Source organism: Thermoleptolyngbya sp. M55_K2018_002 (assembly GCF_015295965.1).
Classification (GTDB): Bacteria; Cyanobacteriota; Cyanobacteriia; order Elainellales; family Elainellaceae; genus Thermoleptolyngbya; species Thermoleptolyngbya sichuanensis.
Genome location: NZ_DVEA01000379.1, coordinates 1 through 15,327, shown reverse-complemented (window position 1 = coordinate 15,327; position 15,327 = coordinate 1). Strand labels below are relative to the sequence as shown.

13 protein-coding genes and 1 riboswitch are annotated in these 15,327 nt (G+C 56.5%); of the genes, 6 read left to right on the top strand and 7 right to left on the bottom strand.

The genetic code is table 11. The annotated features are described in order from the left end of the window. A partial coding sequence (locus IGS51_RS19590) for an agmatinase family protein (protein WP_297080472.1) occupies positions 1-923 on the bottom strand: 923 nt, incomplete at its 3' end. Between the two features lie 86 nt (positions 924-1,009). Then, positions 1,010-1,155, bottom strand: a riboswitch (guanidine-I (ykkC/yxkD leader). A gap of 305 nt (positions 1,156-1,460) precedes the next feature. Here IGS51_RS19590 and IGS51_RS19585 point away from each other — a divergent pair. Continuing rightward, complete coding sequence (locus IGS51_RS19585; protein WP_297080471.1) at positions 1,461-2,522, top strand: linear amide C-N hydrolase; 1,062 nt, start codon at positions 1,461-1,463, stop codon at positions 2,520-2,522. A gap of 106 nt (positions 2,523-2,628) precedes the next feature. Here the strand turns inward: IGS51_RS19585 and IGS51_RS19580 are convergent, their stop codons facing one another. Further along, a complete protein-coding gene (locus IGS51_RS19580; RefSeq protein ID WP_297080470.1) occupies positions 2,629-4,203 on the bottom strand; it encodes an FAD-dependent oxidoreductase in 1,575 nt (524 codons plus the stop codon). Positions 4,204-4,616: 413 nt separating this feature from the next. Here IGS51_RS19580 and ftsH point away from each other — a divergent pair, with 413 nt between their 5' ends. Further along, a complete protein-coding gene (gene ftsH, locus IGS51_RS19575; RefSeq protein ID WP_297080469.1) occupies positions 4,617-6,452 on the top strand; it encodes an ATP-dependent zinc metalloprotease FtsH in 1,836 nt (611 codons plus the stop codon). Positions 6,453-6,596: 144 nt separating this feature from the next. Here ftsH and IGS51_RS19570 read toward each other — a convergent pair whose 3' ends face one another. After that, positions 6,597-7,037: a hypothetical protein gene (locus IGS51_RS19570; RefSeq protein ID WP_297080468.1), complete on the bottom strand. Its 441-nt coding sequence runs from the start codon at positions 7,035-7,037 to the stop codon at positions 6,597-6,599. Positions 7,038-7,814: 777 nt separating this feature from the next. Here IGS51_RS19570 and petJ point away from each other — a divergent pair. The 3 genes from petJ to IGS51_RS19555 all read left to right on the top strand — a co-directional run bounded on the left by petJ (position 7,815) and on the right by IGS51_RS19555 (position 9,737). Beyond that, positions 7,815-8,156, top strand: a complete 342-nt coding sequence (gene petJ, locus IGS51_RS19565) for a cytochrome c6 PetJ (protein WP_297080467.1) — start codon at positions 7,815-7,817, stop codon at positions 8,154-8,156. A 7-nt stretch (positions 8,157-8,163) separates the two neighbouring features. After that, entirely contained in the window at positions 8,164-9,102 is a 939-nt protein-coding gene (locus IGS51_RS19560; protein WP_297080466.1) for a lipopolysaccharide assembly protein LapB, read from the top strand. Positions 9,103-9,173: 71 nt separating this feature from the next. Then, positions 9,174-9,737 (top strand): hypothetical protein, encoded by a 564-nt coding sequence (locus IGS51_RS19555; RefSeq protein WP_297080465.1) that lies wholly within the window; start codon positions 9,174-9,176, stop codon positions 9,735-9,737. Positions 9,738-9,792: 55 nt separating this feature from the next. On the opposite strand, the gene IGS51_RS19550 is transcribed toward IGS51_RS19555, so the two are convergent. The 3 genes from IGS51_RS19550 to IGS51_RS19540 form a co-directional block, all read right to left on the bottom strand. Continuing rightward, positions 9,793-10,839 carry a glycosyltransferase gene (locus IGS51_RS19550; protein ID WP_297080464.1) on the bottom strand — a complete coding sequence of 349 codons (1,047 nt, stop codon included), beginning with the start codon at positions 10,837-10,839 and terminating at the stop codon, positions 9,793-9,795. A gap of 195 nt (positions 10,840-11,034) precedes the next feature. Continuing rightward, on the bottom strand, positions 11,035-11,427 hold the full coding sequence (locus IGS51_RS19545; RefSeq protein WP_297080463.1) for a hypothetical protein: 393 nt from the start codon (positions 11,425-11,427) through the stop codon (positions 11,035-11,037). A gap of 117 nt (positions 11,428-11,544) precedes the next feature. Next, on the bottom strand, positions 11,545-13,293 hold the full coding sequence (locus IGS51_RS19540; RefSeq protein WP_297080462.1) for an ABC transporter ATP-binding protein: 1,749 nt from the start codon (positions 13,291-13,293) through the stop codon (positions 11,545-11,547). A gap of 433 nt (positions 13,294-13,726) precedes the next feature. On the opposite strand from IGS51_RS19540, the gene IGS51_RS19535 reads away from it, so the two are divergent. Further along, positions 13,727-14,143, top strand: coding sequence for a DUF4359 domain-containing protein (locus IGS51_RS19535; RefSeq protein WP_297080461.1), 417 nt, complete (start codon positions 13,727-13,729; stop codon positions 14,141-14,143). Here the strand turns inward: IGS51_RS19535 and lnt are convergent. Further along, the coding region (lnt, locus tag IGS51_RS19530; RefSeq protein ID WP_297080460.1) for an apolipoprotein N-acyltransferase at positions 14,088-15,327 on the bottom strand (1,240 nt) is incomplete at its 5' end. The two genes, IGS51_RS19535 and lnt, sit on opposite strands and share 56 nt — an antisense overlap.

Sequence of the window (15,327 nt, the reverse complement as noted above, 5' to 3'; positions counted from 1 at the left end):
CCTGTGCCAGGGACAAAGCCCGCGTCGATGCAGTCGATGTCGAAGCTGATCCAGACGCAATCAGTGCCATCGAGGGCCCGCTCTAGGGCAAATTCTGCGGCAGCGTCGATTCCCATTTCCGTAATGTCAGTCACCGTGAGGATGTTTGTCGCGCGATCGCGGCATACTTTCACGCCTTGGCGCGGCACCTGCCAGCCGCCGATTCCCAGTTGCACCAGGTTTTTGGCGGGGGCGTTTGCCATATTGGTCGCGTGAAACCAGGGGCAGGTGTGCATCCGTTCATCCAGGTCGGTTTCCTGCGTGTCCACATGGCGATCAAAGTGGATAATGCCGACTTTCTTATCTCCTAAATGCCGACACACGCCGCGCACCGTGGGAAAGCCAATGGAGTGGTCGCCACCCAGCAGGATCGGGAAGGCTCCTGACGCAAACACATGGGCGACTCCTTTGGAAATTTGGTCAAACGACTTTTCGTTGTTGGCGGGGATGGTGAATACATCGCCCACGTCGCATAGCGTGATTTGCTCCCGCAGGTCTACGCCCAGTTCAAAGTTATACGGCGTATAGAGTGCAGAGATGCGGCGGATGCCCTGCGGGCCAAACCGCGTGCCAGGACGATAGGTGGTGCCAGAGTCGTGGGGAATGCCAACGATCGCCACGTCATACTCCCCCACCTTCCGCACGTCTTCCAGGTAAGGCGCTTTCAAAAAGGTATTGATGCCTGCGTAGTGGGGCAGTTCGCCCCGCGAGAAGGTGGGAATAGAGCGATCGCGGATGCTGTCCGCCGCCTCCAGCCCATACTCCAACCCCTTAGACACTTCTTGCTGCCAGCCCGTCAGCGGTAGCCGAGCCTCGCGCTCCAGCGCCCGCTGCGCCTCGAAGCTGAAAGAAGTGGGAGCCTGAAAATTCGGTTCGTTCGTCATAACGTCTGTTCAATCCACTCGTTCAATCTGGATGCAACAACAAAATGCAACAACAAAGCCCAGGAGGCAGGCCGCACAAGGCAACCGTCTCCCGGGCTTTTATCCCGCCGTGGAACTGGCAGAGACCTCAGTGGTGAAATGCTCTGAAACCAGCCTGCCTCTCTTGGACCAGTCGCTTACGCAGAACGTCTAAATCAGCGCTCTGAAAGCCGGAACCCTAGAAGCTAAATTCTTTTGTTGAGTTAGCAGGAGATTAGCAAGCGCAATGGATAAGGGTTGTAGTTTCAGATACGATCTAGGTCGGACTTGTCATCGTTTGCTGATATTTAAATGCTGATACTTGAAGGGTTTAAGGACAGGGTTTAAGGGGACGGGGGAAGTCGCAAAGCGTTACAGGCGACCCCGAATGAACGTTCAGGCTTGCAGTCTGCTGATCTTGAAACGTAGGGGGCGATCGAGATAGGATGCGTCGCAAGTCATAGCATGTTCAATTTGGTCAAGTCATAGCATGTTCAATTTGGTAATGATCGATACACTATGAAACGTATCCCAAAGGCTCTGTTTGCTCTATTACTCTCCACAACGCTCCTCGTTGCAGCACCCGCCGAAGCCTGCACGCGGGCCGTCTATCAGGGCCCCGCAGGGCGCGTCCTCACCGGGCGCACGATGGACTGGAAGCTCGAAATTCTCAGCAATTTGTGGATTTTTCCACGGGGAATGGAGCGCAACGGCGCGGCGGCCGGCCCCAACTCTATGCGGTGGACTTCTAAGCACGGCAGCCTGATCGTCAGTGGCTACAACATTGCTACCGTAGACGGCATGAACGAGCCGGGACTAGTGGTGAATGCCCAGTGGCTCGTCACGTCGAAATATCCAGAAAACGACGGCAGAACGCCGCGCCTTTCGCTATCCATCTGGGCGCAATATTTTTTGGATAACTTTGCAACTGTGTCGGAAGCAGTCGAGCATATCCGCGCCAACCCGTTTCATGTGGGGGCGGGCGAAGTGCCCGGTCAACCGGGGCGACTGGCAACGATTCACCTGTCTCTGTCGGATGCAACGGGCGACAGCGCTATTTTGGAATGGGTAGATGGGGAACTGCAAATTCACCACAGCCGCGAATATCAGGTGATGACCAACGAGCCAGTGTTTGGACAGCAGCTTGCTATCACATCCTATTGGCAACAGATAGACGGACTCAGCTTTTTGCCCGGAACCAGCCGCGCCACCGACCGCTTTGCCCGCGCCAGCTTTTATATCAACGCCATTCCCCAAACGGACGATCCGCGGATTGCCGCCGCGTCCGTATTCAGCGTCATGCGAAATGTGTCGGTTCCCTATGGCATCAGCGTATCTGATCAGCCTAATCTATCTACCACGCGCTGGCGTGTCGTGGCGGATCACAAGGACAAGCTGTATTACTTTGAATCGGCAATTTCGCCCAATGTGTTTTGGGTAGATTTGAAAAAGGTAGACTTTTCGCCCGATTCTGGGGTCAGAACGCTGGATCTGGGCGACAGACAGCAGGTGATCTTCTCTGGCGAAGTCTCCAGTCAGTTTGTGTCCGCAGCACCGTTTGTGTTTCAACCGTCCGACTGATAGATAGATAAGTTAATCGGCAGCTACAAATGGATGACGTGCGGTATAGCGTTCCTACACCGCGCGCCGAAGCCTTTCTCTATCGCACTTCTTATCTGCTTCCTATCTATCGAGTGCTGACCGTTTCGGTGGTAGCCACTGGGTAGACCTCCAGGTTTTCGACGGGCGGCCCGTGTAGCACCTCGCCCTGGCAGCTAAAGCGGCCGCCGTGGCAGGGGCAGTCCCAGCTTTTCTCAGCAGCGTTCCAGTTCACGATGCAGCCCAGGTGGGTGCAGACGGGCGATACGGCGTGGATTTGTCCAGCTTCGTCTCGATAGGCGGCAAGCTGTTTGCCTTCGATGGTGATGAGCTTGCCCTCGCCCACGGCCACATCGTCGAAGGAGTGGTGCTGGAGCGCTTTGAGGCGATCGCCCACCCAGTGTATCCCCGTCTCCAGGTTGTTCTTGAGCGAGTCGGCGGTGACAAACGGCGTGGCCCGCAGCGAGTCGTAGAGATCGGCCCAGGGATTTTCGATGCCCAAAATCGTGTTGGCCAGCACCAGCCCAGCCGCCGTGCCGTTGGTCATCCCCCACAGGCTAAAGCCCGTTGCCACGTAGAGGTGATGGGTCATGGGCGTGAGCTTGCCAACGTAGGGCACTTTGTCAAAGGAGACGAAATCCTGACTCGACCAGCGATAGGCGATGTCTCGCACCCCAAAGCGCGATCGCGCATATTCTTCCAGCCGCTCGAAGCGTTCCTCGGTGGCCTCATCGCTGCCCGTTTTGTGCCCCTCGCCGCCAATCAACAGCAGTTGCCGATCCTGGTAGGGTGTGGTGCGGATAGAACGATAGCCCTCGCCCGTGCCGATGAACATGCCCTGGGGAGCGCGATCGCCCTCAATTGGCGCAGCGATGATATACGACCGCTTGGCATAGGACTTGGCGAAGAATAGGCCCTGATCCAAAAACGGCAGGTTCGTCGTCACCAGCACGTCCTTGGCGTGAACCGTGCCCTGTGCGGTCACAATCTGGCAGGGTTCGCCCTCGTTGATTTCCAAAACGCGAGAATGCTCAAAGATATAGTTGCTGGGATCAGCGGCGATCGCCCTTGCCAGGTGCGCCAGATAGCGGCGCGGATGGAACTGGGCCTGGTTGCTAAAGGCAACGGCCCCGGCAATGGGAAAAGGCAGCGACGTTTCGGTGACGAAGCTGGCGGGTAGCCCTAGCGTCTGCGCCGCTTCGACCTCATCGCGGATGGACTGAAGCTGACCGGCAGACTCGGCAAAGGTGTATGCGGTCTGGCGGCTGAAGTCACAGTCAATCTGCTCTCGCTCTACGAGTTGCGCCACAAATTCCACGGCTGTCTGATTAGCTTCGGCATAGAGCCGCGCCTTCTCTTCGCCCAGGTCTTTGAGCAACTGCGCGTAGATGAGTTGGTGTAGCGAGGTCACTTTGGCAGTCGTATGCCCGCTCACCCCAGCGGCGATCGCCCCCGCCTCGATCACGGCAACGGTTTTGCCCGACTTGGCGAGCTGGTAGGCGGCGGTGAGTCCAGCCATGCCCGCGCCGACAATGGCGACATCGACCGTAACGCCGTTAAAGGTTTCGCTGATTAGGTTGGGATAGGTAGAAACATCCTGGGTGGAGTCTATCCAGAAAGATTGGGTGGAACTCGGATTTTGTGCCATTGGGAGTTGTGTCATAGGGAAGTGCTTGATGGGGCGTTCTCAACGGTTAGTCAAGAAGGTCAGTCAAGATAAGATCAAGGAAATCAATCCAAACACGGTTTCAGAAAATTTGGAAAACCGCAGCTTTGCCCAAAGCCTATCGTCCAATGCCTGCGAGCGAGATCTCTCAGTAGATTGAGTCAGTGCGCTCCGAAAGGCAGACCTTTTCTGCAATGGGGGTCTATCTTCGGGAAACCCCACTTAAGTATGGTAAGAACCGCCATGATTGCATTTCTAGAGCATGAGTCCTTCGGGAAACCCGCCTGATTGAGTGAGGTTTTCGGCTCTCTGAGCTAGGGCGATCGCCCTGAAAATCAAGAATGTGAGAAGTGCGATGTGAATTGAGCGATCGCCTTTTTCATGCTTGTTGCATTCAGGACTTACTGCCGATGAAACCGGATTCTCGTTCCCTTTCGACCTACAGCACCTTTCTCGATCAGGTGAAATCATCCCAGGTGCAGCGGGTTGTAATTAAGCGCGATCGCATTGATTACTCACTGAAACCAGAATTGGGTGGAGAGCAGTTCTACACCCTTCCCAACGGCCCGACCGATACGCTGCCGGGTCTGCTGCGTCGCCACGGCGTACCCTTTACCAAGCTCGATGACAACGGCGACACCTCTGGGCTAGTAGCAGGTATCTTACTTTCCACCGGGATGCTGGTGGGGATGTTTGCTTGGCTGGCAAGGCTGAATCAGGCAGGGGGTGGCTCCAACAACAGCACCCCTGGCAGCAGTTTTGGGAGTGGTTTGGGCAATAACTTTGGCGGCGGCTTTGGCGGGCTGGGCGTAGGCATGGGCATGGGCAGAAGCAATGCCCGCGTCTATAACCAGGCGGGTAAAGGGAAGGTTACCTTTGCCGATGTGGCCGGCGTAGACGAGTCTAAGCAAGAACTGCAAGAAATTGTGGACTTTTTGGCGAATGGCGAGAAGTATCGCCGCATTGGGGCGAAGATTCCCAAGGGTGTGCTTCTAGTGGGCCCGCCGGGGACGGGCAAGACGCTGCTGGCCAAGGCGATCGCCGGAGAAGCGGGCGTGCCCTTCATCAGCATGTCTGGCTCGGAGTTTGTGGAAGTGTTTGTTGGCGTGGGCGCGTCTCGCGTGCGGGATCTGTTCAACCGCGCCAAGCGGCAGGCTCCCTGCATCGTGTTCATCGATGAGCTAGATGCCATCGGCAAAACCCGCAGCGCCAACCCCGTCGGCGGCAACGACGAGCGCGACCAGACGCTAAACCAACTGCTGACGGAGATGGACGGCTTCGACGGCAACGACGGCGTGATCGTGATCGCCGCCACCAACCGCCCAGAAATCCTTGATCCGGCGCTGCGCCGCCCTGGCCGCTTCGATCGGCAAGTGCTGGTGGATCGCCCAGACAAAAGCGGCCGTCTGCAAATCCTCAAGGTTCACGCCCGCCCGGTGAAGCTGGGAGAGGATGTGGATCTGGAGGCGATCGCCGCTCAAACGGCAGGCTTTTCCGGGGCTGACCTGGCCAACTTGGTCAACGAAGCGGCGCTGATGGCCGCCCGCAACAATCGCCAGGCCGTGCTGATGGCGGATGTCAACGAAGCCATCGAGCGGGTGATTGCGGGGCTGGAGAAGCGCTCTCGCGTGCTGACCCCGCTGGAGCGGCAGACCGTCGCCTATCATGAAGTGGGCCATGCGCTGGTGGGGGCGCTGATGCCTGGAAATACGAAGGTGTCGAAGATCTCCATCGTGCCGCGTGGACTGGGGGCGCTGGGCTATACGGTGCAAACGCCGGAGAGCGATCGCTTCTTGCTGCTTGAAGATGAACTGCGCGGCCAGTTGGCAACGCTGCTGGGCGGGCGCTCTGCGGAAGAAATCGTCTTTGGCAAGGTGTCTACCGGAGCCAGCGACGACATCCAGCGGGCCACCGACTTGGCGGAACGCGCCATCACCCAGTACGGCATGAGCGAAACCCTCGGCCCCATCGCCTTTGACAAAAACCAGGCGCAGTTCCTCGATGGGGGCAGCACTCGCCGCGCCATTAGCCCAGAGGTGGCAGCCGAAATCGATCGCCAGGTCAAGCAAGCGCTGGACAAGGCCCACGACATGGCGCTAGACATCCTCCGCCTCAACCGCGACCTGCTGGAATCCGCCACCCAAACCCTGCTCAAAGAGGAGGTGCTGGAAGGCAGCACGCTGGCGGCAATTCTCGCCCAGGTGAAGGCCCCCGAAGGTCTGCAACCCTGGCTGACCCAGGGCTAAGCCTCGTTCAGGTTCCGATTCAACAGGAAAGGCGCAAAGGTATCCAGTAGATATCTCTGCGCCTTTTGTCTTAATCAAGAATCACAGACGGGTACCTCGAAAAATTCAAATCCTCTTGAGAATGGCTACGAGAAAACGAGGGTTTCAGGTCTCATCAAAGGCGATCTGGCGCGAGGCTGAATCTTCACGAAACCCCGGCTGAAGGGTTTTTGCAATCGTGAGAGCTTCTTTTAAAGCAGTCTGGGCCAGGCTGGTTTCTCCAAATTCATTTGCGACAAAGGCGATTTCGCTCAACCGCTCCACTTTGCTGACCCTCTGATAGTAATCATTGTCTCCGTCTTGATTGGGAATTGCGTTTGCCGCAGCAAATGCCTCTTGCAGGAGGGACTGCACTTGGTCGGTTTCTCCAAGTTCGCCTGCAATCGTGGCGATCGCCTGTAGGGTTCTGGCTTGTTCAACTGGCTCCGACTTCGGCATAGAGCGAGTGATCGCCAGCGCCGTCTGAACATCGCCACCTATTGCCAGCGCCAAAGCCGCCGCCTGCACCGCTTCTGCACTATATGCTGCTCCATCTATCTCTCTCATTCCTGTAGCCAGCTCAATCAGATTGCGGCGCATTTGCGGGAGCGATTCTGCTCTGCTGTCTACACTGCTACAGCCGAGGGTAAGTGCCAGCCCAGCAGTAATCATTCCAGTCGTCCAATTTAATTTCCGAAAGGCGCGGCCAGGAGTCGGAGGTGTTTTGCAAACCATAAAATTTAGATAGTTGTTGGGTAAGGGTGATTTCGGTCACTTCACGACCTACTGTTCTTATTCCGAAAACCCAATGAGCTTATACAAGCTGTGTATCGTGCAGTACGCAAGAAAAGGCGGAGCAGGCAAGGCCCACCCCGCTAAGGAGCTAATGAACTTGGTTTGATAGTGCCGCCAGTCTGGTGTTGACCAGGAAAGGAGGCGATCGCCACACCCGCCAGCATCGACGCAGCAGCCGGAAATCCAACTAAACGGCTTTGCTAGAATCGGAGCGTCCTGAGAAACCCAGACCGCCGCCAGAGTTGGGCGGGCGATGCGCTCACTAACTTTTGGAGACGCTGCCCTTAGACTGCCGCCTTCAACTGAGAACCAGCTGATTGAACGCTGAGGAAAGGCGAGAAAAACGCGATGTGCAACTTTTGATTTGCCCTCATCCCCCAACCCCTTCTCCCAATTTGGGCGAAAGGGAGCAAGAGAGGCTTGAAGTCCCTGGTGAAGCGCCAAAGGGATCTCGCCAAAGGGATCTGATTTGACGGGCTGTCTTTTGACAATGCGGCTAGACTTCGAGACGATAAGCCTCCAGAAGGTTGATATCTGGAGAACACAACGATGAAACGGATTTTGCAGGCGCTTTCGATTGTGCTGTCGCTGGTGATTGGGCTGGGGGCGATCGCCCTACCTGTCCGTGCCGATGCAGATTTGGCGACGGGTGCAAAGGTATTTAGCGCCAACTGTGCCGCCTGCCACGCGGGGGGCATTAACTTGGTGAACACTGAAAAAACCTTGAAGAAAGAAGCGTTAGAAAAGTTTGGCATGAATTCTGTCGCCGCCATCACGACTCAGGTAACCAACGGCAAAGCCGGGATGCCTGCGTTTAAGGGACGGCTGACCGATGAGCAAATTGCCGCCGTCGCTGCCTATGTCCTCGATCAAGCCGAGAAGGGCTGGTAGGTTGCCCATGCAGAAGCCAGACCCGCGACGGGCTTCGCAGCGTGTGGTTTTGGGGCTGGTGGCGCTGGGGCTGCTGCTGAACCTTTGGTGGGGCGGCGGTTCCAGCGCGATCGCCGCTGAGGTTGTGTCCCAGCAGCCCGATCGAGCAGCCCTGACCGCTGGGGTGGCGGCGTTTCGGCAGGGCGATTATCCAGCGGCGATCGCGGCCTTCAGCGAAGCCCTCCGCGCCAACCCAAATTCGGCGGCGGCCTACGGCGATCGCTGTCTGGCGCGAATTTATCAGCGCGAGTATGCTGAGGCAATCGACGACTGTAACCAAGCGCTGCGGCTCGATCCGCGCAATACCGAAGCGTATCTTAATCGCGGGCTGGCGCACTATCGTCGGGGCAGCCTAGACGAGGCGATCGCCGACTTTACGCAATTGCTGAGCCTCACGCCCCACGACCCCCGCGCCCGATACAATCGCGGACTGGCAAAGGCGGCGCAGGCAGCGTATCGAGAGGCCATTGTGGACTATGGCGAAGCGCTGCGACAGGCTCCGCCCCAAGACCGCAAAATGCTGGCCCAAATTTACACCGATCGCGGGCTGGCGGAACTGCTGGTGGCCGACTCGCGAGGGGCGATCGCCGACCTAACGCAGGCCATTCAACTGGATAGTAGCAACGCCCGCGCCTATCTCAACCGCGCCTGCGCCTATCACCGGGATGGAAACTTGGTGGCGGCTCTGAGCGATTTTGACCAGGCCATTGCCATTGATCCAACCTATGCAGAGGCGTATTTTGGGCGGGCGATGGTGCGACAGCAGCGCGGCGAGTCTGGCAGCGCGATCGCCGATCTGCGGGAGTCGGTGCGCTATTTTGGCGAACACCCGGAGCTTGCGCCAGATACCTATCGGCAGGCGGTGCAGTTGCTCAAGCAGTGGCGATCGCACACCTCGATCGGCTAACGTCAGTTGTTTATTTTACGTATGCATTTCACGCCTTCACGATGCAAATGAGTAAGAAAAGATTAGATAATATGAGAAAGGGGTTCAAACTGGGTTGGGCGATTCGCGAAGCGATCCTTGCAGGAATTGCCATTGGCTGTGGGGCGATCGCAGTTCCCACAGGTCTGATTCACGCTTCTACCTCCATGCCCCTGCGCTATGCCCACGAAGGACACTCGCACAGCCAACCGCACGAGGCAGGCTCAACCCACTCTCACCCGCCCCATTCCCCCCATCAGGGCGCACATGACCACGAACACGGGATGCTGGAAATTCCTGCCGGACAGCCCGTTCCCACGGTCGAACTGGTAATTCATCCAGATGCTCGTCGGGGCTGGAATTTGGAAATTCAGGTGACAAACTTTGCCTTTGCGCCAGAGCGGGTCAATCAAACCAGCAGTTTTCAGGAAGGGCACGGTCATTTGTACATTGACGGGGTGAAGATAACCCGCCTGTATGGAAACTGGTATTACCTGGAAAGCCTCGCCCCTGGAACCCACGAAATTACCGTCAGCTTGAACGCAAACGGGCACGAAGCGCTGATGCACAACGGACAGCCAATTCAAGCGACTAGACGAATTACTGTGCAGCCCTAGCGAAACGCTTTAGAGTAAGGTAAATCCAGAAGAAGGTAACGATTCAATGAAACAATTAGGTGTATCGCCCTGAAACAATACGATATCCATGAAATCGGTTATAGGCAGCTTGTCTAGAAGCAACTTTGTGCTTGAAAATCCTAGGCGCAAATTCTGCTGCGTGTATGATTTGACTGCTCTGTTTCCATCGCTTGTAGTTTTCCGCTATAGGTTCTGCAAGTGCCTGACACCATTGCTTAATAATGTTGTCTACTGAAAACTCCTGAACTCGCCGGAAACCATTTAAGACCATCTTCTGGTACGTTTCAGGTTGAGCTTTCAATCTTTGAATTGCCTCTAGTACGGCTTTGGGTGTTTTCACTTCAATGTAATCTAGTTCCGATTGCCTGAGGTCACGAAAAGCAGGTTCAGGACCAAGTAGAGCAGGAACTCCTGCGCTCCAAGCATTCACTAACTTACTTGCTGGTTTCCCCAAAGCATCTTTTTCGGTTAGATCACGGACTGCTAAAACCAAATCATTAGTGCTGTAATCATGCCACATGACAGGGCCATTCTCAGGACTGCCGTTAATAATGAGTTTTACCCCAAGATTCTCTAGTTCTTGCTGAAATTCTGAAGAGCAGAAGGGCGCGTACAGATTAATCTCGTAGCCATTAAATACAATATTTTCGATGGTGTTGCCTCGCTCCTTCAGCCTTGGTATCAAGCCCGGCTGCGGCCAGAGGGGAATGAATATGTCGGTTGCTGATTCCACGTTGGCTCTGTTTTGCACTATTGCCATATTACAAAGTGCAGGCTTAGAGCCATCACCACGACAACCAACCATAAATGAATTAAAAGTCAGATCTCGAATACCCAGATCAGGAGAACTAACAACACAAATTTCTCCAGGGACAAAGCGATCAGAAATAAATACGTTGAGATTTCTGCGCTTTAAATGCAAATAGGTGAGAACGATCCAAGAGTCTTCATTAGTCCGAATACGAGTACATAAGGCGTTGGGGTCAGGGATTGAGGATTCGGGAGAGCAAAACAGATCAGCCCACTTCTGAGTGTACTTAACTACAAAATTCACTGGATATGGGAGAGAAGAAAAATTCATATGCAGCCCTTTAACTTGTGGATGCTGTCAATCTAGCAGTCCCAAGCCATTTGTGGAAGTTCGTGAAAGTTCAAGGAGGCATTAGAAGACGATGCCTAAGGTTCAGCGCGATCGCAATGTTACTCAGCAACGCTGAAAAATCTCCAGTTCGCAGATCAAAGCGCTGAGTGAAGGGTTCAGACTACGATGCAAATCCTACTCCTCGTCCGAGGCCTGGCCGTCGCGCCGCCCCAGTTCGTACACTGCCGCGCCAATGACGGACAAAATACCCATGCTGATCGACCAACTGCGCCCCAGACTCACATCACTCAGATAGTTCAGTCCCACACCAGCAATCACAAAGGGAATCACGCTGAGCAGCGAGGCATAGAAGCTGTTTTGGGCTTCGCGGGCGGCGCGGGTGCGCTCAAACTCGGCTTGTGAGGTGTAGAGCGATCGCTCGGCGAAGTTCAGCCAGCGGCTAATCTGATCCATCACCCAGTCGCTTAGGGGCGAAAAGCCGAGGTACAGCGCCAGCGCCCACAGCCCAACGCCTGCAACGGTGGTCGGGTCAATCGCCAGTCGGAACGGCAGAAGTTCGCTCAGCATGGGGAGTTCTAGAGGCAAGGGGCTATACATTAACAAGTATTAATGATTGTAAACTCCTTTGCAATTTTCTGCGGACGCTCTGATGGACGTTCTATCGAAGCATTTCATTGCAGAATTTCACTGAAGAATTTCTTCCAGCTTTTGCTGCTCCCAGAGGGTTTGATACAGACCGGGCTGAGCCAGCAAGTCAGCATGGTGTCCCGATTGCACAATGCGCCCGCCATCCATGACCAAGATGCGATCGCTCAGGGCTGCGGCCGAGAGCTGGTGCGTGATGAACAGCACTGTCTTCCGCTGAGTTCCTTCTCGCAGGTTGGTGAGGATTTCCGTCGCGGTCTGGTTGTCCACGCTGGAGAGCGCATCGTCCAAAATCAGCACGGGCGCATCGATCAGCAGAGCGCGGGCCAGGGCTGTGCGCTGTCGCTGTCCGCCAGAGAGCGTGATGCCGCGTTCGCCAACGATGGTTTTATACTGCTGCGGAAAGTTGAGAATTTCTGGATGAATCTGCGACTGCTTAGCGGCGGCTTCTACCTCGTCCTGCCCGGCTTTGGGGTCGCCATAGCGAATATTGTTTTTAATCGTCGTGCTGAACAGGAAGCTCTCCTGGGGCACGTAGGCGATCGCCCCCCGCAAGTCGCGCAGTCGAATTTGCGTAATGTCGTAGCCGTCGAGATACACCTGTCCTGGTGCAATATCCAGCAGGCGGGGCAGGGCGTTTGCCAGCGTAGACTTGCCAGAGCCGATGGGGCCGACGATCGCCACCGTTTCACCCGGTCGAATCTTGAAGCTCACCCCATCCAGCGCGGGCCGAGTTGCACCTGGATAGGTAAAGCTGAGGTGGTCGGCACAAAGCCAGCCCTGCACCTCCGACCGGGGCAGATGAATCGCGTCGGGCGCATCGTCGATTTTGGGCTGCTCCGCCAGAATGTATTCCACCCGGTCGATGCTGACCTCGCCCCGCTGGTAGGCCGTAATTGTGAAGCCCAGCAGCGCCGTGGGAAACACCAGCCGCTCGACATACAGCAGCATCGCCAGAAAATCGCCAATGCTGATGCGCCCACTGGCGATTTCGCCCGCCCCCAGCGCCAGCAGCACCAAGAGGCTAATACTCGCCAAGCCGCCCAGCAAGGGAAACAGCGTCGTGCGGGTGCGGGCCAGGGCCAGGTTTGCCTTCAGCAAGTTTTGGTTGCGCTCGGCAAAAGCCTGGCGCTCGTTTTCTTCTTGGGCATAAATTTTGATCAGGGCAATGCCGCTGATGTCTTCTTGGATTAGATCGCTCAGGTCAGAGGTGCGCTGCTGCACCTGAAGCTGCTGGTTTCGCAGGCGATCGCTAAACAGATGCACCAGGAAAAACATCAGCGGGTAAATGGCGATCGCCACCACCGTCAGCCGCACGTCAATGCTCAGCATCACGGGCAGCGTCAGCGCGTAGGCAAAGATGGTATTCGCCAGACTCAGCACGGCAAACCCCAGCAGCCGCCGAATATTGTCCACGTCGCTAGTGGCGCGGCTGATCAAATCGCCGACTGTGTTTTCAGCAAAATAGGCCGGCTCCATCGTCAGCAGGTGGCTAAAAATCCGCTGCTTGAGGTCAAATTCCACCAGCCGCCCCACGCCAAATAGCCAGATGCGCGACAAAATCCGCATTCCCCACATCACCGATGCCAGGGCAAAAATCCACCCTGCGTAGAACGTCACCCGGCCAAAGCTGAAGGTCTGCTGAAGCTCGTCAATGCCCGACCGTAGCAGCAGCGGAATATAGACCCCGATGCCATTCACCAGGAGCAGCGCCAGAATGCCGCCTGCGGCCAGTCGCCAGTGGGGGCGGAGGTATTGGCGCAGTCGTTGGAAACGGGAGATGGCCATGTTGGGGGAAGAGGGTGGGCGATTTTGGATTTTGGAGATTTTGGATTTTGGATTGCTAATCAAGCGTCTACGAGCTTCCGGCAGTTTCCTTCGTTGCTACCTGGGAGAATCGTTGATCCTGAGGATGAAGTGCGTAGCTCCTTCCCTCAATTGCGTTTCTGTTTGTTGAGGGGGGTGCAAGGGAATCGACTTGAGGCAATCAACGACCCAGAAAGCTTTAAAGCACTGTCTAAAACACTGTCTAGAAACTCTCTGCCCCTCGCAAGCGTCCCTATGGTCATTGCCCAATTGTAATTGCCCGGTGGGGGCATCAGCGCGATCGCCTTGTGGGATTGAAATCCTTGGAATGGGGACGACAGGCATCAGTCAGGGATCTACGCTAGGCTAGCGAAATAGGTCTGGAATGCATTGGCACGCATGGGTAACGGAGCGTATGAAGCGCGGATCGATTGGAATTTGGATCGGGCTGGCGATCGCCGCTGTGGGCATTGGCATGGCGGCGACGAATCCGGGTGAGGCGGCCTACGATGAATATGCCACCGCTCGTCTATCCGAGTATTTGAATCAGGAAGTATGTCCCGATGCGCCCGATGTATTGGGCATCGACCTGGAAGACCTTTGTGCGGATCTGGTAGAGGACAACCAGGACGATTTGCGGGAAATCATTTCCGACAATACGCAGCGCTCTAACTATGGCGTGCTGAGCCTGTATCAAACGAACCTGTCTGCCCATCGGCTGCTGCCTGCGGAGATTCGCTCCTTTTTGCCGCCGCAACTGCTGCCGGCCTATCGCTTCAAGACGGTGGGGATTTTGGGGAATTTCGTGACCTACGAAGCCAAGAAGCAATAAGCGGAATTCTCTTAGGAATCGCTTCACGAATCGCGCTCAGCCCTGCCAACAGCGCCAGCAGCCAGTCGCCCCAGCGGACGTAGGGCGTTTTGCTCTGACGGCGATAGATCGGGGCAGCGTGGGTTTCCAGCGTTTGATCTCCCGACAGCCAGACCGTTTCTCCGTGCGGGTTGACGATGCCAGACAGCCCCGTGTTGGTGACGCGCACAGCCCAGCGATCGCTCTCAATCGCCCGCATCACGTCCTGGGCGTGGTGTTGCAGCATCATGCGGCGGGGGTAGGGGTCGTTGTTGGAGGCAGTCAGGATAAACTCGCCGCCCGCCGCTGCCTGCTGCCGAAATAAGTAGCTAAAGGCAGATTCATAGCAAATGGCGGCGATCGCCCGTCCCACTGGTGTATCAAACCGCTGCTCCAAGTGCCCCGGATGCATCGAATCCTGGATGAGCGACAGCCGCCCCACCACGCGCCCCAGCACCTCCTCAAAGGGAATGTATTCGCCCAGGGGCACTAGCTTCACTTTGTCGTAGTGTCCGGCAATCTCGCCATTGGGAGCGAGGGCAAACAGGCTTTGAGTCATGCGGCGTTCCTGCCAGCCGACCGTGCCGACAATCGCCGGAACGCCCCGCGCCAGCACCGCCTGGTAGAGGGGATGCCGCGCTTGCTGCGCCGTGCCCACCCACACCCAGGGAAACGCCCCCTCCGGCATCACCACCAGATCTACGCCCGCATCCGCCAGCGCGTTGTAGCCCTGGGTGTAGCGTTCTAGCGCCAGCCGTTCGCCCGTTTCAAACAGCTTGATCCGCGTTGGCACATTGCCCTGCACCAGCCCCACCGTCAGCACCTGGTTGTCCTGATCTGCCAGCGGTTGCCGCAGCAGCACCCAGCCGCCCAGATGCGTCGCCGCCAGCAGCGCCAGCGCTATTGCTAGATACTGACTCGCGCTTGATGGGGAACCTGGAAGCGGCGGGCGATTCCCGTGGGGGGCGCTTTGCGAATTGCGCTCCGGTTCTGCCGACACACGCTGCGGACGAGTGCGCCACGCCAAAAAGCTTTCTGCCAGCAGCCCGTTCACCGCCACGATCGCCGCCGTCACCGCTGTCGGACCAGACAGTTGCCCCAGATGCAAAATTGGCAGGTTGTGGGGGCTTTGGGTCAGCGCTAGGGAGGTCCAGTAGAGCGGGCTA